Here is a 17,395-nt window from a genome sequence, read left to right on the forward strand (position 1 = left end):
GAATCCTCCGGGGACGGTAGCAGCGATCAGATGTGGTAGTCGTACCACTTCAGGTAGCCGCCGGCGTCGACGCGCATCTGCATGCCCGTCACGTACCGTGCCTCGTCGGAAGCGAGGAACAGAACGGTGTTGCTGATATCGCCGGGCTCGACGTACGGGACCGGCATCGCCTGCTGCACACCGAATGCGGGCTCGGCGTCCTGACGGGTGGGGTGCTCGAGGTCGGGACGGAACGACCGGTACATCGGCTCGCTCTGCAGCATGTCGGTGTTGCAGTTGGTCGGATGTACGACGTTGGCGCGAATGTTGCGGGGGGCCAGGTGAGTTGCGAGTTCGTGGATGAACTGGGACAGCGCGCGCTTCGAGTACACGTAGGCGACACCGCCGAGATCCTTGCCGGGCTGGTCGACCTTGGCGATGTCCATCAGCGCCGCCGTCGAGCCCGTCGCGATGATCGATGCGCCGTCGGTCAGGTGCGGCAGCGCGGCCTGCACGGCGTTGATCGTGCCGACGAGATTGGTATTGACCACATCCGCCCATGCCTGAACTTGTGGTTCGCCCTTCATTCCGGCGACACCAGCCTGCGCCACAACGATATCGAGCTTGCCGAACTCGGCGAGACCCTGCTCGAGTGCGGCACGCACCTGCGCGGCCTCGCGTACGTCGGCCTTGGCCGTGACGATGCGCCGGCCCTGCTTCTCGACGAGACGCGCGGTCTCTTCGAGATCCTCGGGCGTGGCCATCGAGTACCCGATCGACGGGATGTCCTCGCACAGGTCCACCGCGATGATGTCCGCGCCCTCCTCGGCCAGACGCACCGCATGACTGCGGCCCTGCCCGCGAGCGGCACCGGTGACGAACGCGACCTTGCCTTCTACACGCCCCACTGTTGTTTCCTTTCGCTTGCTTTCTCTGTCGGGAGATTCGCGGACGGTCGGATCAGGTGTTGCGTCCGCCGTTGACGCCGAGGATCTGGCCGGTGATGTAGCCGGCTTCCTCCGAGACGAGGAATGCGCATGCCGCGGCGATGTCCTCCGGGCGGCCGACCCGGCGTACCGGGGTCCGCTGGATGTGTTCTTCGACGGTTCCACCGAGCAGGCCCTGAGCCTCGGACTTGCGCAACATCGGGGTGTCGACGAATCCGGGCGGGACGGCGTTGACGGTGATGCCGTCGGGCCCGTACTCGAGGGCGAGCGACTTGGTGAGCCCGTTGACGCCGGCCTTCGAGGAGACGTATGCGGTCATGAACTGCTGGCCGGATTGCGCACTGGACGACGAGATGTTCACGATGCGGCCCCACTGTGCGTCGCGCATGTCGGGGAGCACGGCCTGGACGCAGTGGAAGACACCGTTCAGATTGACCGCGACGATCTGGTTCCACGTCTCGATGTCGATGTTGTGGAAGCGCTTGTACAGCTCCCGGCCCGCGGCGTTCACGAGGATCGTGACCGGGCCGAGTTCCTTGCGGATCTCGTCGAGCGCGGCGTCGACCGACGCACGATCGGACACGTCGGCGACGTAGGAGAACTTGGCGTCGGACGGGTTGAGGTCCAGGATCGCGACCCGGTGGCCGTCGTTGCGCAGGCGCTCGGCGATGGCCGCGCCGATCCCGGAACCGCCGCCGGTGACGACGGCGGTCCTGACCGTGGAAGTGTCTGTCACTGCCACGCCTCGTCTCCGACGATGGTGATGCGGCGCATGAGGCGCTCGGACGACGGGTCGTAGGGGAGCGCGCGGTGCAGCATGCCGGTGTTGTCCCACACGACCAGGTCGCCGATCTCCCAGTCGTGGGCGTAGCAGAAGCGTTCCTGCGTGGCCCACGCCTGCAGTTCGTCGATGAGCGCGCGGCTTTCGTCGGGTTCCATGCCGACGATGTGATCGGCGGTCGCGCCGATGACGAGGGAACGGCGACCGTCGCGGCGCTCCCATACGAGTGAGGTCTCATGGGTGGGCAGCTGGCGCCAGCGGGCGACCTGCTCGTCGCTGGGGTCCGGGTAGACGGTGCGCTGCGCGGCTTCGAAGCTGTGGACGATGCGCAGGCCGTCGTAGCGCTTGCGCTCGGCCTCGGAGAGGTTCTCGTACGCGGCGTAGGTGTTCGCGAACTCGGTGCCACCGCCCACGGCGGCGACGTGGCGGCAGCTGAGCACCGTCGCCTTGGCGGGGACGTCGTTGGTGGTGTCGTCGATGTGCCAGCTGAACGTGCCCTTGAGGTATTCGGCCGACGGCGACTTCGCCGGGTCGAGCGACACTGTGAAGATCTCCTGGCCGGGAACCGGCTGGACGAGTTGCCCGAGCTTGCGGCTGAAGGCGAGCTGGCCCTCGTCGTCGAGGTTCAGGCCGCGGAACAGCAGCACGCCGCGCCACTTCAGGGCTTCGGTCAGTCGGCCCACCACTTCCGGGTTCTCGAGGTCGACGTCTCCGCCGACCTCCACTCCCAGTGCTGGGGTGATTGCTGTAGTCTTCATCACAAGAAGCTCCCTTCCGGTTTTTGAGAACCATACTCTCCACTCCGAGTTGCCCGCAAGGTTGGATCACCCGCTGGTCAGGACAATTCGGACTTCGATTCGGGGTATGCGAACAGACCGGGTATTGCTACATTTCACAGTGACGAATGCAGAATTCTCCGTTGTGAGAATCTCATTTCCAACATGAGGAGATTCAGATGTCATCGCAGGACACCGTGCAGGCCGAGGGCGCCACCACCGACGTCCACAAGAGGCTGCTCATCGACGGGCAGCTCGTCACCACCGAGGCGACCTTCCCGTCCTACAATCCCGCGACCGGCGATCTCGTCGGCTATGCACCCGATGCCGGGTTCGCCGAGGCCGAAACCGCCATCGAGGCGGCACGCCGCGCCTTCGACACCACGACCTGGTCCACCGATGTGGAGTTCCGCATCAAGTGTCTCGACCAGCTCCACCAGGCACTGCTCGACAACGTGGAGGAACTGCGCGAGCTGACCATCGCCGAGGTCGGCGCCCCGCGCCTGCTCACCCACGGCAATCAGCTCGACGCCCCCATCGGCATCGTCAAGTACTACGCGGACCTGCTCCGCACCCACCCGCTCACCGAGGAACTCGGCGTCATGGAGATCCGCGGGCAGAAGCATCGCCGCTGGATCGAGCGCGAGGCGGCCGGTGTCGTCTCCGCGATCGTCGCCTACAACTACCCGACGCAGCTCGCCCTCGCGAAGCTCATCCCGTCTCTGGCCGCCGGCTGCACCATCGTGCTCAAGGGCGCGCCGGACACCCCGCTCGTCACGCAGGCGCTCGGCGAGATCATCGCCGACCACACCGACATCCCGGCCGGCGTCGTCAACATCCTCTCGTCCACCCAGGTGGCGACCGGCGAGATCATGACGACCCACCCCGACGTCGACGTCGTCACCTTCACCGGCTCCACGCCGGTCGGCCGCAAGATCATGGCAGCCGCGTCCGACACCCTCAAGCGCGTGTTCCTCGAGCTCGGCGGCAAGTCCGCACTCATCGTGCTCGACGACGCCGACATTCCGACCGCCGCACAGTTCGCTGCATTCAGCATCTGCTCGCACGCCGGCCAGGGCTGCGCCCTCACCACGCGCCTGCTCGTGCCCCGTGAGAAGCACGACGAGATCGTCGCGGCGGTCGGCGCGATGATGAGCAACGTCCCCTACGGCGATCCGGCCAACCCGAAGATCTACATGGGCCCGGTCATCAACGAGCGTCAGCGCGAGAAGATCCACGGCATGGTGCAGCGCGCGGTCGAGGAAGGCGCCACCCTGGTGACCGGCGGCGAGCCCGTCGATCCGGGCTGGTTCTACAAGCCGACGCTGCTCGCGAACGTCGACCCCGACAGCGAGATCGCCCAGGAAGAGGTCTTCGGTCCGGTCCTCGCGGTCATCCCGTTCGACGACGACGACCACGCCGTCCGCATCGCCAACAACTCGATCTACGGCCTCTCCGGCGGTGTGCTCAGCGCCGACGACGACCGCGCGATCGCGATCGGCCGCCGCATCCGCACCGGCACCTTCAGCATCAACGGCGGAAACTACTTCACGCCCGAGGTGCCGTTCGGCGGATACAAGCAGTCCGGCATCGGCCGCGAGATGGGTGTCGCGGGACTGCACGAGTTCCAGCAGATCAAGTCATTCGCGGCGGTCGTCAAGTGAAGCCCCTCGAAGGGATCCGCGTTCTCGAAGTCGCGATGTACGGCTTCGTCCCCTCGGCGGGCGCCGTGCTCGCCGAGTGGGGCGCCGACGTCGTCAAGATCGAGCACTCGGTCACCGGCGACCCCCAGCGCGGTCTGCGTCAGGTGGGGCGGATGCGGGTCGAGGGCGACCCGAATCCGAATGTCGAACACGCGAACCGCGGCAAGCGCAGCATCGGCCTCGACATGGGCAGCGACGAGGGCCGCGAGGTCCTGCTCGAGCTGGCCCGCCGCTCGGATGTGTTCCTGACGAGCTTCCTGCCGCAGGCCCGCACCAAGTTCGGCATCGACGTCGACGACATCCGCGCGGTCAATCCGTCCATCGTCTACGCGCGCGGCAGCGCGCTCGGCCCGCGCGGCATCGAATCGAACCGCGGTGGCTACGACATGACCGCGTTCTGGGCGCGCGGCGGTATCGCCGCGACGATCACCCCGCCCGGGGTCGAGGGCATGATCGCGCCGCCGGGACCGGCATTCGGCGACACCATCTCCGGCACCAACCTCGCCGGCGGTGTCGCCGCCGCGCTGTTCAAGCGTGAACGCACCGGGGAGACGTCGGTGGTGGACGTGTCGCTGCTCGGCAGCGGCCTGTGGGCGATGGGGCACGGCATCGCGCTGTCCCTGCATCTCGACGATCACATGGTCGCACCCGTGCCGGGGGCCCACGGTGCAGTGACGAATCCGCTGTCGGGCCTCTACGCGACGTCGGACGACCGCTACCTGTCGTTCGTGATGCTCCAGCCCGCCAAGTTCTGGGCCGACGTGTGCCGCCACATCGACCGGCCCGAACTCGTCGACGATCCGCGGTTCGCGAATGCCGAGCAGATCGCCGCCAATACCGAAGCGGCGGTGGCGATTCTGCGTGAGGTCATCGGGCAGCGGACTCTCGCCGAGTGGACCGAGCGGTTCGCGACGCTCGCCGGCCCGTGGGCGCCGGTGCAGGACTCGCTCCAGGTCTCCGACGACGCCCAGATCCGCGCGAACGAATACATCGTCAAGGCAGGCGAACTCGAACTGGTCGCCAACCCCGTCCAGTTCGACCTCACTCCCGCCGAGATCGGTCCCGCACCGGAATTCGCGGCGCAGACCGAGGAGGTACTGCTCGAACTCGGTCTGGATTGGGACCGCATCATCGCGTTGAAGACGGCAGGCGCAGTCACCTAGAACTGCGGTTGCCCGAGAACACCGGAGAATCACATGCCATACATCGCTTCGATAGGTACCTACCTGCCGTGCTGGGGATCACCCGAGGCCCGCGTGCCCGGTGACGACGAGGACGCGATCACCCTCGCTGTCGAAGCGGGCCGCGCCGCGGTGGCCGAGAACGGCTCGGTCCAGTACGTGGTCCTGGTCAGCCGGGATCTGCCGCTGCTCGAGAGCAGCAACGCCGCGGTGTTGCTCGCGGGCCTCGGACTCGACCCGGAGATCGAGGTGACCGAGCGTCTCGGCGGGGCGCCCGCGACGCTGGACTCGCTCGGATCGGCCCGGCCGCGGACACTCGTGATCGGTGTCGATCTCGACGCGGCGGGCGCGGCTGCCGCGTTGACCGCGGATCAGGGCCTGCAGGTGCGTACCGCGGCGCGGGTCGCGCGCAGCCTGCCCGTCCGGACCCGGACGGAGAGCGGCGTGGTGCACGATTACGGGGATCCGCGCCTGGTCAAACAGCGCGGATTCCTCGCCTCGCTCGCGTCGTCGTGGGTCGACGATCCGGTCACCGTGGCCGGCGTCGAGCACAAGGACGCGGCCGCGTTGTGCACGGGAGTTCCGGTGGAATTGCCGACCACAGGGGCGAGTTCGCCCCTGTTCGCGCTCGCCGCGATGGCCGAATCGGAGACGACGGGACCCCTGGTGGGAGTGGAGCAGGCGAGCCTGTCGGCGATCACCGTCGCCCACGGTGTCACCGAGATCCATCGCCGGGAGCCGCCGGCACGTGAACGCATCGCGCCGGTGCACGTGCCCGGACCGGACATTCCGATCTCTCTCGCCGCGTACGAGCGGGCGTTCGAAGCGAAGGTTCGCTGGGAAGCGGGTCGTCATCCCGGTGCCGAGGACCTGGACTTTCCGCCGCGGTACCGGGTGGGTGAGGACGGAACACTCGGCAGCAGTTACGAATTCGTGGCACTGCCACGAACCGGGAGCGTCTACACCGAGGTCACCGTGCGTGTTCCGGTCCCGGGCCTGGACACGCCGTACTCGCTCGTCCTCGTCGAACTCGACGACGTCGACGTGCGGGCGCTGGTCAAGGTGACCGGAGTCGAACCGGGCACCGTCGACATCGGCGACCGCGGCCGTATGGTGCTGCGCCGCGTCGCGGTGCGGTCCGGTGTGCCGGACTACGGCTACGCGTTCCAACCCGAAAGTGAGGCGTCATGAGGAAGGTCGCGATCGTCGGCGCGGGAATGACGCCCTTCGCCGAGCACTTCTCCCTCGGAATCCGCGAGCTGCTTCCGATGGCATACGCGGAGTGTGCGGGCACGGTGGACAAGGGCATTCGCGCATCGGACCTGCAGGCTGCGTGGTTCGGTGCGATGGGAACGACCGACGGATTCCCCGCCGGAATACTCGCCGACACGCTGGGTGTACCCGACATTCCGGTGACACGAGTCGAGAACTCGTGTGCCACCGGGCACGACGCGATTCGCAACGCGCTGTTCGGGATCGCCTCCGGAGCATGCGACGTGGCGCTGGTGATGGGTGCCGACAAGGTCCGCGAGACCGCGTCGAAGGACATGATCTGGGAATGGGAGGCCATGACCCGCGACATGGCCTGGGACTATCCGCTCGGCCTCGCACAGGCGGGTTTCGCGCTGCACGTGCGGCGCTACCTGCACGAGTCGCCGGCGACCCGCGAACACATGGCGATGGTCGCGGTGAAGAACCACCGGAACGGCCTGAACAACCCGAAGGCGTTCCGGCGCTTCGAGATCACCGTCGAGGAGGCGTTGAACGCGCAGACCGTCGTGACTCCGTTCGGTGTCTACGACTGCGCGCCCCAGAGTGACGGCGCCGCCGCGCTCGTGCTCGCCTCCGAGGACGTCGTGGACCGTTTCACCGATCGGCCGGTGTGGGTGCGAGGGGTCGGCCTCGGTTTGGATTCCGTTATGCACCAGCACAAGAAGGACATGACGAGCTTCCCGGCAACCGTCCGGGCAGCAAAGCAGGCGTTCGGGATGGCCGGCCTGACACCTTCGGACGTCGATGTTGCCGAGGTGCACGACTTCTTCACCGGGATCGAGCTGATCAGCTACGAGGACCTCGGTTTCGCGAACCGGTTCGAAGCGTACAAACTCATCGAGTCGGGTGCGACCGGGGTGGGTGGGACGCTGCCGGTGAACCCCAGCGGCGGAATGATCTCCAAAGGTCACCCACCGGGCGCCACCGGGGTCGCGCAGTGCGTGGAACTCTTCGAGCAGTTGCGCGGTACCGCGGTCAACCAGGTGGACGGTGCGCGAATCGGTCTCGCGCACAACATCGGTGGTCCCACGGCGGTATCCGCGGTGACGATTCTCGAGGGTACGGCACCCTGACGGCCCACCCGCATCGCGGCACTGTCGCCCGCATCGCCTGTCGGCGGTGCGGGCGTTCTGCGTTCTCCGGCATAACGAAAGGTGCTTGTATAGAGTCTTTTCGACGAAAACATGACCCGCGGGTCGTGTTCTTGTCACAAGTGGCCCGGTCGCCTATATTGCAGGAGTCACAATCTTATCGGTGATGTGAATCCAGTCACGATAGCTGTCGTTTGTTTGAAATTCCGCGTAGCCCTTGCCTGCTCGAACCGGTGAGTGCTGACCGTCCCTGTCTCCGATGAAAGTTGAGTTGGATGATTCTCACTGTCGCGAGCCGAGTGGGTCGCAGCGTGCTCGTCATTCTCCTGGTGACGATCGCGGTGGTGGCGCTGCTCAGCCTGGCACCGGGATCGGTCGCTCAGGTGATCTTGGGGGAGAACGCAACCCCCGAAGCGGTCGCTGCGTTGAACGCCGAACTGGGCCTGGATGCGCCGTTCTGGTCGCAGCACACGGCCTGGCTCGGGAACGCCGTCCAGGGAGACCTCGGAACCTCGCCGCTGACCGGGCAATCGGTGAGCGAAGCGATCGGTGAACGTCTTCCCGTGACGCTCCAGCTCGCCGTGATGGGCCTGGTGATCGCACTGGTCGTGGCGATTCTCATGGGCATCGCGTCCGCTTCCCGGCCGGGAAGCGGACTGGACCGTTCGACGAACGCGGTATCCGCGGTGTTCCTGTCCGTCCCGGCCTTCATCGCCGGCCCGATCCTCATCTACTTCCTGGCGATCCAGCTGCAGATCTTCCCGGTGATGGGATGGTCGAGGATCAGCGAGGGATTGGGTGAGAACCTCCGGAGCGCGTTCCTGCCGGCGATTGCGATCGCCCTGACCGAGATCGCGGCATTCCACCGCCTGCTGCGCACCGACCTGATCGGAACGCTGCGCGAGGACTTCGTCGCCGCGGCCAGGGCGAAGGGACTGTCGTCGCGCTACGTCATGTTCCGGCACGCGCTGCGGCCTTCGTCGTTCTCCTTGATCACCCTCGCCGGGATCAACCTCGGCCGGCTCATCGGCGGCACGGTGATCGTCGAAACGCTGTTCGGGCTTCCGGGTTTGGGTCAGCTGGTCGCGTCGTCGATCACCTCCCGTGACGTGATCATGGTTCAGGGGATCGTCGTGTTCATCGCCGTGGTCTACGTGTGCATCAACACCCTGGTGGACCTCAGTTACCAAGTGATCGACCCGCGGGTCAGGAAGGTGGCGGCAGCATGAGCCAGACGGCAATGGAGGACGCGGTCGCCGAAACCCGCAAGGAAGTGGGCGTCGACGGTGCGATGCCGGTCGTGCCGGCGGCGCGGAAGCAGCGTTCGATCCTGGTGTACCTGTCGATCATCTGGCTGATCGTGTTGATCGCGGCTGCCGTGTTCGCGGACCTGCTGCCCCTGGCCTCGTATGCGACTCCGGTCGGAAAACCCAGGATGACACCACAGTTGGGTTCCCTGGATCTGTTGCTCGGAACCGACACCCTCGGGCGGTCGATGCTCTCGAGAATCGTCTACGGCGCACGTGTCTCGCTGGTGATCGGTGCCGTTGCCGGTCTCATCGGCTTCGTGGTCGGTTCGCTGATCGGCCTGATCGCCGGCTATTTCGGAAAGCGTCTCGATTCCGTCGTCACGCTCCTGACCGACGCGATGCTCGCGTTCCCGCCGCTGATCCTGCTGCTGGCACTGGCGTCCATCCTGACACCGAGTGTCCAGACGATGCTCCTCGGCCTCACCCTGATGGTGGTTCCCTCGTTCGTCAGGCTGTCCCGGGCGAACGCCATGGCATGGACGTCCCGTGAATTCGTCCGTGCCGCGCGGAACATGGGTGCCGGGAACGGGAGGATCGTCTTCAAGGAGATTCTGCCGAACGTCATCGCCCCGCTGGCCGCGTACCTGCCCATCGTCATGGCGGCGCTCATCGTGGCGGAAGGGTCGCTGAGCTTCCTCGGCCTGGGGATCCCGCCGCCGCAGCCGAGCTGGGGCGGAATGATCAGCGACGGCAAGGATGCGATCGCAACCTACCCGCATCTGGTGTTCGTTCCCGCCCTGACCATCTTCTTCACCGTGTTCGCCCTCAATCAGGTCGGCGATCATCTGCGGACCAAGTACGACCGAACGTTGCACGACTGACTTCGGATCGCGTCGTCCCGAACAACCCGCTCTGCCCTCCCCTTCGTGATCCGAGAGGTCAAGATGTTCCGAATGAAACGCTCCCCCAAGTTGATCGCCGCGGCTGGTATCGCGGCGCTGTTCCTCACCGCATGCGGTGGGGCGGACTCGGCGGGCGGTGGCGCAGACGTCGACGCGGGTGACCCGGTTTCCGGCGGCGTCGCGCGAGTCCTGCAGACCGGCGAGCCGCGTTCGCTCGATCCCGCCAACCTGTCCAACACCTGGGCACACCAGCCGACGCTCGGCAACGCGCTGTACGGCTCGCTCATGATCAACAATCTCGACACGCTCGAGATCGAATACCGGATGGCGACCGAGTTCTCGACGACCGACGGCGGCACGACCTTCACCCTGAAACTGCGCCCCGACCTGAAGTTCAGCGACGGCACTCCGCTCGACGCCGCCGCGGTGAAGTTCAACTGGGATCGCCTCAAGGATCCGGCGCTCGGCTCCACCACGATCCGTCAGGCGGTCCAGATCGCCGACACGCAGGTGGTCGACCCGACGACCCTCACGGTCCGGATGACGGCACCGAACCCGCACTTCGCGCAGGCCCTGATCGCGGGTGCGCTCAACTGGATCGCGTCTCCGGCCGCTCTCGCCCGGGGGCAGGCCGCGTTCGACGAGAATCCCATCGGCGCAGGTCCGTTCACGCTCGTGAAGTGGACCCGTCAGGACTCGATCGAGCTCACCCGCAACCCCACCTACTGGGACGCGCCCAAGCCCTATCTCGACGGCCTGACGATCCGCACCGTCGCCGACACGAACCAGCGCGTCAACAGCATCGTCACGGGCGGCTCCGACCTCGCGTCCGAGACGAACTGGCAGAGCCTGAACAAGGTCGAGGCGGCCGGCTTCTCGTACGACGTGGTGTCGACCGGCGGCGGTCAGATGCTGGGTATGAATGCGCGCCGCGCACCGTTCGACGACGTGCGTGCCCGCCGGGCCGTGTCGCTCGCTGTCGATCTCGACGCGATCAACACCGCCGTCTACAACGGTGAGGGCAAGATCCCGCGCAAGCTCTTCCAGGAGGATTCGCCGTACTACGCCGACGTCGCACTCGACAGGCACGACGCGGAAGAGGCCCAGCGCCTGTTCGACGAGCTCGCCGCCGAAGGCAAGCCGGTGAAGTTCACCTACATGTCGTACCCGACCACGGAGAGCAAGACCTTGGGCGAGGCGCTCCAGGCCCAGCTCAGCGCGTTCACGAACGTCGAGGCGAATGTCGAGGTCGTCGACTTCGCGGCCGCGACCGCTCGTGCCGGCGCACGCGACTTCGACATGGTCGTGACGTCCGCGATCGTCCAGGATCCCGACTTCGGGCTGTGGACGGCCTTCCACAAGGATTCGACCGGCAACTTCACCGGAGTCCAGGACCAGGCGATGAGCGACGCGCTCGACGTCGGACGCCGTGCCACCTCCACCGACGAGCGTGTCGCTGCGTACACGACCGTCCAGGAACGCCTCGCCGAGGTCGTCCCCGGAATCTGGTACTACCGAGCGGTTCCCGCGGTGACGGTGGGCAAGGAACTGCACAACGTGCAGCTGTACACCCTCGGTTCCCCTCTGCCCGAAGAGATGTGGATCTCCGAGTAGCCCGACGTCAGGAAAGGTCCGGCTCACCATGAACACTCAGCCACTCCTCGAGGTGAGGAATCTCCGTGCCTATATCGGCACACCACGGGGGACCGTTCGGGCCGTGGACGACGTGTCCCTCGATCTGGACGCCGGGCGGGCCCTGGGCATCGTCGGTGAGTCCGGCTCGGGCAAGTCCGTGATGGCCCGCGCCATCATGGGGTTGATGCCTCCGCGGTCCGGCCGGTCCGGCGCGGTCACCTTCCAGGGCCGCGACCTTCTCGCGCTGAGCAAGAAGGAGAAGCGCGAGGTCTGGGGCAAGCAGATCGCCGTGGTCTTCCAGGACCCCGGCCGTTCGCTCAACCCGGTGGTCCGGGTCGAACGGCAGCTCACCGAAGGCATGCGCTGCCATCTGGGGGTCAGCCGTTCGGAGGCGCGCGGCCGGGCTCTCCGCCTCCTCGAGGAGGTCGGAGTGCCCGACCCGGAACGGCGTCTGCGCAACTACCCGCACGAGATGTCCGGCGGCATGCGTCAGCGCGTGATGATCGCGATCGCGCTTGCGTGCGAACCCGACCTGCTCATCGCCGACGAACCGACGACCGCGCTGGACGTCACGGTCCAGCGTCAGATCCTCGACCTGCTGCGACGAGTACAGCGGGAGCGGGGCATGTCGATGATGCTCATCAGTCACGACCTGGCGGTGGTGGCCGGGCGCACGGACCGGGTGTCGGTCATGTACGCCGGCAAGCTCGCGGAGGTCGGCTCCACACGGGAGGTGTTCGAGGCGCCGCGGCATCGCTACACCCACGCGTTGCTCGGCGCCACCCCGACCATCGACCACCAGCGGCACGCGCCGCTGCAGGTGATCGGCGGTTCTCTGCCGGATCCCACCGATCCGCAGCCGGGATGCCGTTTCGCACCGCGGTGCGCGCACAGCGACGACGCGTGCAGCACCACCGGTCCGAGCCTCGAATCGGTGGGCGCGGACCATGTCGTGGCGTGTCTGAACCCGGTTGCCGCTGCGGCACCGGCACTTTCGGGAGGTCGATCGGATGGCCGGTAGTGGTACCGCACACCTGCGCGGGGAGCAGGCGCTGCTGAGTGTGCAGGATCTCGTCGTCGAGTACCCGACGGATTCGGGGACGGTGCAGGCGGTGTCGAAGATCAGCTTCGACGTGTTGCCGGGGGAGACCCTCGGCATCGTCGGAGAATCCGGATGCGGCAAGTCGACGACCGGCCGGGCGGTACTGCGCCTGGACCGGGTGACGGCCGGCCGGATCCGGTTCGGTGACGACTGGATCGAGAAGGCCGGCGAGAAGCAGATGCGTTCGCTCCGGCGCGACATGCAGATGATCTTCCAGGATCCGGTGGCCTCGCTGAATCCGCGGCGCAGTGTCAAGGACATCGTGGTCGAGGGTCTGGCCGTGTCGGGAGCCCCGAAGTCGGAACTGGAGGCGACCTCGGCGTCGGTGCTCGACCAGGTCGGGCTGCCCGGTGATCGTTTCGCGGACATGCTGCCGCGTCAGCTGTCGGGCGGCCAGGCCCAGCGCGTCGCGATCGGGCGCGCGCTGGCGCTCAATCCGCGCCTGCTCATCTGCGACGAACCGGTCTCCGCCCTGGACGTGTCCGTGCAGGCCCAGATCCTGAACCTGATCGAGGAACTCAAATCCGAATTCGACCTGACCGTCGTGTTCATCGCGCACGACCTCGGGGTGGTGCGCACGGTCAGCGACAACGTCATGGTCATGTATCTCGGCAAGGTGTGCGAATTCGGTGACTCGGTCGAGGTGTACGACAACCCCGCGCACCCGTACACGCGAGCACTGCTCGATTCGGTGCCGTTGACGGACCCGGAGAAGGCGTTCGCCGGGCCGGCGCTGGAAGGTGACGTGCCGTCGCCGCTGGCGCCGCCGACCGGGTGCCGGTTCCGGACCCGTTGCCCGGCAGTGCAGGACCGGTGCGTGACAGAGGAACCGGAGATGCGCGAGGTACGCTCGGGACAGTTCGTCGCGTGTCACTATCCCCTCGGTGGGGCCGAGGACGATTCGAAGGAGAAGGTGTCGGTCGCATGAGCGGACGGGTAGCGGGCAAGGTTGCGTTTGTCACCGGTGCGGCGCGAGGGCAGGGTCGCGCGTACGCGCTCCGGTTGGCGGAGGAAGGAGCGGACGTCGTCGTCGTCGACGTGTGCGGCAAGGTGGGGGACGTCGCCTACGCGCCGGCGACCCCCGAGGATCTCGAGGAAACAGTCCGGCTGGTGGAGAAGACCGGGCGCCGCGTCGTGTCCGGAATCGTGGACGTGCGCGACCTGGACGCGTTGCGCGGCATCGTCGACGATGCGGTGCGGCAGCTGGGCCGGTTGGACGTCGTCGTCGCGAACGCGGCGATCTGTTCGTCCGCACCGTGGAACGAGATGACCCCGCAGATCTTCGAGGACACGATCGGCACCAACGTCACCGGCGTGTGGAACACGATCATGGCCGGTGCCCCGCATCTCGTCGATGCCGGAGGGGGGTCGATCATCCTGATCAGCTCGGCCGCGGGAATCAAGGTGCAGCCGTTCGCGATTCCGTACACCACGAGCAAGTTCGCGGTGCGGGGCATGGCGAAGGCCTTCGCCGCCGAACTCGCGCAGCACCATATCCGGGTCAACAGCGTTCATCCCACGGGCGTGAACACGCCGATGGTGAACGACGGTGCGCTCGGTGCGCAGATCTCGCGCGCGCTCGAAGGCAACACGCGGCTCGGCGCCATGATGATCAACATGATGCCGGTCGAGATCGTCCAGCCCGAGGATGTCGCGGACACCGTGTTGTTCCTGGCATCCGACGAGTCGAAGTACATTACCGCGCACGAACTCGCACCCGATGCGGGTGTGACCGAGTACTGATCGATCGCTGTCCGGGATTCCGCACCGGCCGGCTCCCACGATCGTGTGGGAGCCGGCCGGTCCGGTCAGCTCGCGCGGGTCTCGGGGCCGCGCAACCGATGGTCGCAGATGTCGAGCAGTTCCTGCGCGAGGAGCGGGGTGAGCTGACTCCAGCGCGGGCTCTTCAGGATCGCCCGGAGGCGGTGGAAGAAGACGGTGGGACTGATCCCGAACTCGACGAAGATGTCCTCGTCGGGCCCGCCGTTCCAGTGCCGCCACTTCGAGGCGAATGCGAGCATTGCGGTGTCGTCGGTCATTTCGGAGTCCCTCCGTTCGCGGGGTTAGGGTTCGGCTGGGTGCGGGGTGGCGTCGCCCGCACCCAGCCGACGTCTGCAGCGGCCCGAATCGGCTCCGTTTCGACAACGGTGCGGATTCAGCGCAGCTGGTCCTTCATCACCTTGCCGGTGGCATTGAGGGGGAGCGCGTCGAGGAACTCGACGAACCTCGGAACCTTGAAACCGGCCATGCGTTCGCGGCTCCAGGAAATCAGATCATCCGGTGCCACAGTTGTTTTCGAAACCACGAAGGCCTTGCCCACCTGTCCCAGACGTTCGTCCGGAACGCCGATCACCGCCACCTGGTCGACTGCGGGATGGGCGAGCAGAAAGCCTTCGATCTCGGCGGGATAGGCGTTGAACCCGCCGACGATGAACATGTCCTTCTTGCGGCCGATGATGCGGAGCCGGCCGTCGTCGTCGATCTCCCCGAGATCGCCGGTGTGCAGCCAGCCGTCCGCGTCGATCGCCTCGGCAGTGGCGCCGGGATCGCCGAAATAGCCCTGCATGACGTTGTATCCGCGCATCAGGACCTCGTTGTCGTCCGCGATGCGCACTTCGATGCCGTCGCACGGCCGGCCCACGGTGGTCGCGATCTGTTCGAAGCTGTCGCCCCGTCGCGATGCCGTCGCGGTGCCGCCTTCGCTGAGTCCGTACCCCGTCATGATCGTTTCGAACGGCAGTTCGTTCCGGATCCGCCGGATCAGTTCGACGGGGATGTCGGCGGCACCGGTCACCGCTGCCCGCAGGGACGACAGGTCGTGGCCTCCCGATGCGGACAGCAGCGACTGGTAGAGCGTGGGCGGCCCGGGGAGCATGGTGACCTTCTCCCGTTCCACCAGTGCCAGTACCTCGTCGACGTCGAGGACCGGCACCGGCAGGACGGTGGCGCCGCGGATCATGGATGCGATCAAACCTGCTTTGTACCCGAACATGTGGAAGAACGGGTTGACGACCAGATAGCGGTCGCCTTTACGCAGGTCGGCCAGATCGCACCACTCCGAGAACATCCGGAGCGTCTGGGCGTGGTTCATCATGACGCCCTTGGGCCGCCCGGTGGTACCGGACGTATACATGATGTCCGCGATGTCCTCTCCGTCCACCGCACATTCGAACTGTGCTCCACTGGAAAGGAATCCGGACTTCAGATCGATGACGGGGATGTCGTCCGGGGTCTGGAAGTCCAGACCGAGGAACCTCCGCTGGACCAGGACCGCCTTCGCGCCGCTGCGACGGATGATGTCGTTCGCTTCCTGCGCCTTGTACCGGGTGTTGACCGGAACGAGAACGCCACCGGCGGTAAGGATTCCGAATGCCGCGACGATCCACTCCGCGGAGTTCGGCGCCCAGATCGCGACACGGTCGCCCTTGTCGATGCCGGCGGAGGCGAGTGCTCCGGCGGCGCGCCGAACCAGGTCCACGAGTTCGGTGAAGGTGATCCGGAGGTCCCCGTCGACGACCGCTTCGGCATCACCGAAGCGGTCGCCCACGCTCAGGACCATCTCGGGGATGGTCCTGAAGGTCATACCTTGAGGAGCCTCGCGAGATTACCGCCCATGACCAGCTTCTGATCCTCGAAGGGGAGGTGCTGGATGTGGTCGATGTACGTGGTCGGCTCGGCCAGACCCTCCGGGTGCGGGTAGTCGGAGCCGAACAGCACGCGCTCAGCACCGATCAGCGCTGTGAGCTTGCTGAAGTCCTCTTCCCAGAACGGGCTGACGTGGATGCTGCGCTTGATGGCCTCGACCGGATCCTGCATGCCGAAGCCCTCGGGGGCCTTCTTGTAGACGTCCCTGAGCGTTTCCAGCACGTGCGGGAGCCAGGATGCACCGTTCTCGATGACCGCGATTCGCAGTTCCGGGAAGCGGAACAGCGCGCCGTGGCACACCCACGAAGCGACCGCGTCCTGGATCGGGCGCCACTCGCTGACCATTCGGAATGCGTTCGTCACGAACGGGAGCATTTCGGCGCCGGTGCCGTCCCACTCCTGGTTGTAGCGTGCGTAGCCGCTGTCCGAGGAGTGCTGGGTGACGAGAACGTCGAGCTCGACGACGCGCTTCCAGAACGGGTCGAACTCGGGCAGGGCGAACGAGCGGGGGCCACGGAAACCGGGGACCGGAGCCGGGCGGACGAGGATGGCCTTCGCGCCGCGCTCGACACACCACTCGAGTTCCTCGATCGCCTTCTCGACGATCGGGAGGCTGATGACCGGAACGGTGAAGATACGGTCCTTGTAGTTGAAACCCCAGGTCTCGTACAGCCACTGGTTCAGCGAGTGCACGACCGCGTGGATCAGGTCCGGATCGTCACGCATGCGCTCCTCGACGAGGCTCGCGAGCGTCGGGAACATCAGGGTGCGCTCGATCTGGAGTTCGTCCATCAGCTCCAGGCGCGCGGCCGGCTCGCGGAACGCCGGGATCGACTTCATCGACTTGCCGAAGATCTCCCGCTTGCTCTTGCCCTCGGGATTGCCGTTCTTGAAGTAGTCCTCCATCGCGCCCGGCCGCGCGACCACCTCGAAGGTGGGGTTGGGGATGTAGTCGCTGATCTGGCCGCGGATCGCGATCTTCGTGCGGCCGTCGACCTGCACGTACTTGATCGCGTCCTTGTACTTGTCCGGGAGGAACTTGGTCAAGGCCTCCTCGGTCTCGTACAGGTGGTTGTCAGCGTCGAACAGCTGATACGGCAGCTCTTTCGGTGCCATGGAATCCTCCCTTTC

Annotated in this window: 16 protein-coding genes; 10 read left to right on the plus strand and 6 right to left on the minus strand. The window is 66.4% G+C overall.

Annotation, left to right across the window (positions count from 1 at the left end; all coding sequences use genetic code 11):
- Positions 1-26 precede the first annotated feature (26 nt).
- From RZ1_RS19535 to RZ1_RS19545, 3 genes are read right to left on the minus strand one after another with little or no spacing between them, the layout of a single operon-like run.
- Positions 27-887, minus strand: a complete 861-nt coding sequence (locus RZ1_RS19535; RefSeq protein ID WP_072814160.1) for a mycofactocin-coupled SDR family oxidoreductase — start codon at positions 885-887, stop codon at positions 27-29.
- Positions 888-939: 52 nt separating this feature from the next.
- A complete protein-coding gene (locus RZ1_RS19540) occupies positions 940-1,662 on the minus strand; it encodes an SDR family NAD(P)-dependent oxidoreductase (RefSeq protein ID WP_072814161.1) in 723 nt (240 codons plus the stop codon).
- The gene (locus RZ1_RS19545; RefSeq protein WP_083583788.1) at positions 1,659-2,465 is read right to left on the minus strand and encodes a TauD/TfdA dioxygenase family protein; all 807 of its coding nucleotides are present in this window, start codon (positions 2,463-2,465) and stop codon (positions 1,659-1,661) included. Before RZ1_RS19545 ends, RZ1_RS19540 begins: the two co-directional genes overlap by 4 nt.
- Positions 2,466-2,662: 197 nt before the next feature.
- Between RZ1_RS19545 and RZ1_RS19550 the strand changes: the two genes are divergently transcribed.
- The 10 genes from RZ1_RS19550 to RZ1_RS19595 all read left to right on the plus strand — a co-directional run bounded on the left by RZ1_RS19550 (position 2,663) and on the right by RZ1_RS19595 (position 14,362).
- Complete coding sequence (locus RZ1_RS19550; RefSeq protein ID WP_083583789.1) at positions 2,663-4,147, plus strand: aldehyde dehydrogenase family protein; 1,485 nt, start codon at positions 2,663-2,665, stop codon at positions 4,145-4,147.
- Positions 4,144-5,349, plus strand: coding sequence for a CaiB/BaiF CoA transferase family protein (locus tag RZ1_RS19555; protein ID WP_072814164.1), 1,206 nt, complete (start codon positions 4,144-4,146; stop codon positions 5,347-5,349). The genes RZ1_RS19550 and RZ1_RS19555 overlap by 4 nt, the downstream gene beginning before the upstream one ends.
- A gap of 33 nt (positions 5,350-5,382) precedes the next feature.
- Entirely contained in the window at positions 5,383-6,558 is a 1,176-nt protein-coding gene (locus RZ1_RS19560; RefSeq protein ID WP_072814165.1) for a Zn-ribbon domain-containing OB-fold protein, read from the plus strand.
- Entirely contained in the window at positions 6,555-7,712 is a 1,158-nt protein-coding gene (locus RZ1_RS19565; RefSeq protein WP_072814166.1) for a thiolase C-terminal domain-containing protein, read from the plus strand. Before RZ1_RS19560 ends, RZ1_RS19565 begins: the two co-directional genes overlap by 4 nt.
- A gap of 293 nt (positions 7,713-8,005) precedes the next feature.
- Entirely contained in the window at positions 8,006-8,959 is a 954-nt protein-coding gene (locus RZ1_RS19570; protein ID WP_072814167.1) for an ABC transporter permease, read from the plus strand.
- On the plus strand, positions 8,956-9,861 hold the full coding sequence (locus RZ1_RS19575; protein ID WP_072814168.1) for an ABC transporter permease: 906 nt from the start codon (positions 8,956-8,958) through the stop codon (positions 9,859-9,861). Before RZ1_RS19570 ends, RZ1_RS19575 begins: the two co-directional genes overlap by 4 nt.
- Before the next feature lie 72 nt (positions 9,862-9,933).
- On the plus strand, positions 9,934-11,496 hold the full coding sequence (locus RZ1_RS19580) for an ABC transporter substrate-binding protein (RefSeq protein WP_307718286.1): 1,563 nt from the start codon (positions 9,934-9,936) through the stop codon (positions 11,494-11,496).
- Between the two features lie 103 nt (positions 11,497-11,599).
- Entirely contained in the window at positions 11,600-12,538 is a 939-nt protein-coding gene (locus tag RZ1_RS19585; RefSeq protein WP_238071624.1) for an ABC transporter ATP-binding protein, read from the plus strand.
- Positions 12,528-13,547 carry an ABC transporter ATP-binding protein gene (locus RZ1_RS19590; protein WP_072814170.1) on the plus strand — a complete coding sequence of 340 codons (1,020 nt, stop codon included), beginning with the start codon at positions 12,528-12,530 and terminating at the stop codon, positions 13,545-13,547. Before RZ1_RS19585 ends, RZ1_RS19590 begins: the two co-directional genes overlap by 11 nt.
- Complete coding sequence (locus tag RZ1_RS19595) at positions 13,544-14,362, plus strand: mycofactocin-coupled SDR family oxidoreductase (protein ID WP_072814171.1); 819 nt, start codon at positions 13,544-13,546, stop codon at positions 14,360-14,362. Before RZ1_RS19590 ends, RZ1_RS19595 begins: the two co-directional genes overlap by 4 nt.
- A gap of 65 nt (positions 14,363-14,427) precedes the next feature.
- Here the strand turns inward: RZ1_RS19595 and RZ1_RS19600 are convergent, their stop codons facing one another.
- The 3 genes from RZ1_RS19600 to RZ1_RS19610 form a co-directional block, all read right to left on the minus strand.
- A complete protein-coding gene (locus RZ1_RS19600) occupies positions 14,428-14,658 on the minus strand; it encodes a DUF3263 domain-containing protein (protein WP_072814172.1) in 231 nt (76 codons plus the stop codon).
- A 116-nt stretch (positions 14,659-14,774) separates the two neighbouring features.
- Positions 14,775-16,202 (minus strand): FadD3 family acyl-CoA ligase, encoded by a 1,428-nt coding sequence (locus RZ1_RS19605; RefSeq protein WP_072814173.1) that lies wholly within the window; start codon positions 16,200-16,202, stop codon positions 14,775-14,777.
- A complete protein-coding gene (locus RZ1_RS19610) occupies positions 16,199-17,380 on the minus strand; it encodes an amidohydrolase family protein (RefSeq protein WP_072814174.1) in 1,182 nt (393 codons plus the stop codon). The genes RZ1_RS19605 and RZ1_RS19610 overlap by 4 nt, the downstream gene beginning before the upstream one ends.
- Positions 17,381-17,395 lie beyond the last annotated feature (15 nt).

It is taken from the genome of Rhodococcus zopfii NBRC 100606 = JCM 9919 (genome assembly GCF_001895025.1).
Lineage (GTDB): Bacteria > Actinomycetota > Actinomycetes > Mycobacteriales > Mycobacteriaceae > Rhodococcus > Rhodococcus zopfii.

What these genes read in the sequence shown, in the direction of transcription:
- RZ1_RS19545 (WP_083583788.1), bottom strand. Translation starts at nt 2,465, where the DNA reads ATGAAGACTACAGCAATCACCCCAGCACTGGGAGTGGAGGTCGGCGGA.
- RZ1_RS19550 (WP_083583789.1), top strand. Translation starts at nt 2,663, where the DNA reads ATGTCATCGCAGGACACCGTGCAGGCCGAGGGCGCCACCACCGACGTC.
- RZ1_RS19560 (WP_072814165.1), top strand. Translation starts at nt 5,383, where the DNA reads ATGCCATACATCGCTTCGATAGGTACCTACCTGCCGTGCTGGGGATCA.
- RZ1_RS19565 (WP_072814166.1), top strand. Translation starts at nt 6,555, where the DNA reads ATGAGGAAGGTCGCGATCGTCGGCGCGGGAATGACGCCCTTCGCCGAG.
- RZ1_RS19570 (WP_072814167.1), top strand. Translation starts at nt 8,006, where the DNA reads ATGATTCTCACTGTCGCGAGCCGAGTGGGTCGCAGCGTGCTCGTCATT.
- RZ1_RS19575 (WP_072814168.1), top strand. Translation starts at nt 8,956, where the DNA reads ATGAGCCAGACGGCAATGGAGGACGCGGTCGCCGAAACCCGCAAGGAA.
- RZ1_RS19580 (WP_307718286.1), top strand. Translation starts at nt 9,934, where the DNA reads ATGAAACGCTCCCCCAAGTTGATCGCCGCGGCTGGTATCGCGGCGCTG.
- RZ1_RS19590 (WP_072814170.1), top strand. Translation starts at nt 12,528, where the DNA reads ATGGCCGGTAGTGGTACCGCACACCTGCGCGGGGAGCAGGCGCTGCTG.
- RZ1_RS19595 (WP_072814171.1), top strand. Translation starts at nt 13,544, where the DNA reads ATGAGCGGACGGGTAGCGGGCAAGGTTGCGTTTGTCACCGGTGCGGCG.
- RZ1_RS19600 (WP_072814172.1), bottom strand. Translation starts at nt 14,658, where the DNA reads ATGACCGACGACACCGCAATGCTCGCATTCGCCTCGAAGTGGCGGCAC.
- RZ1_RS19605 (WP_072814173.1), bottom strand. Translation starts at nt 16,202, where the DNA reads ATGACCTTCAGGACCATCCCCGAGATGGTCCTGAGCGTGGGCGACCGC.
- RZ1_RS19610 (WP_072814174.1), bottom strand. Translation starts at nt 17,380, where the DNA reads ATGGCACCGAAAGAGCTGCCGTATCAGCTGTTCGACGCTGACAACCAC.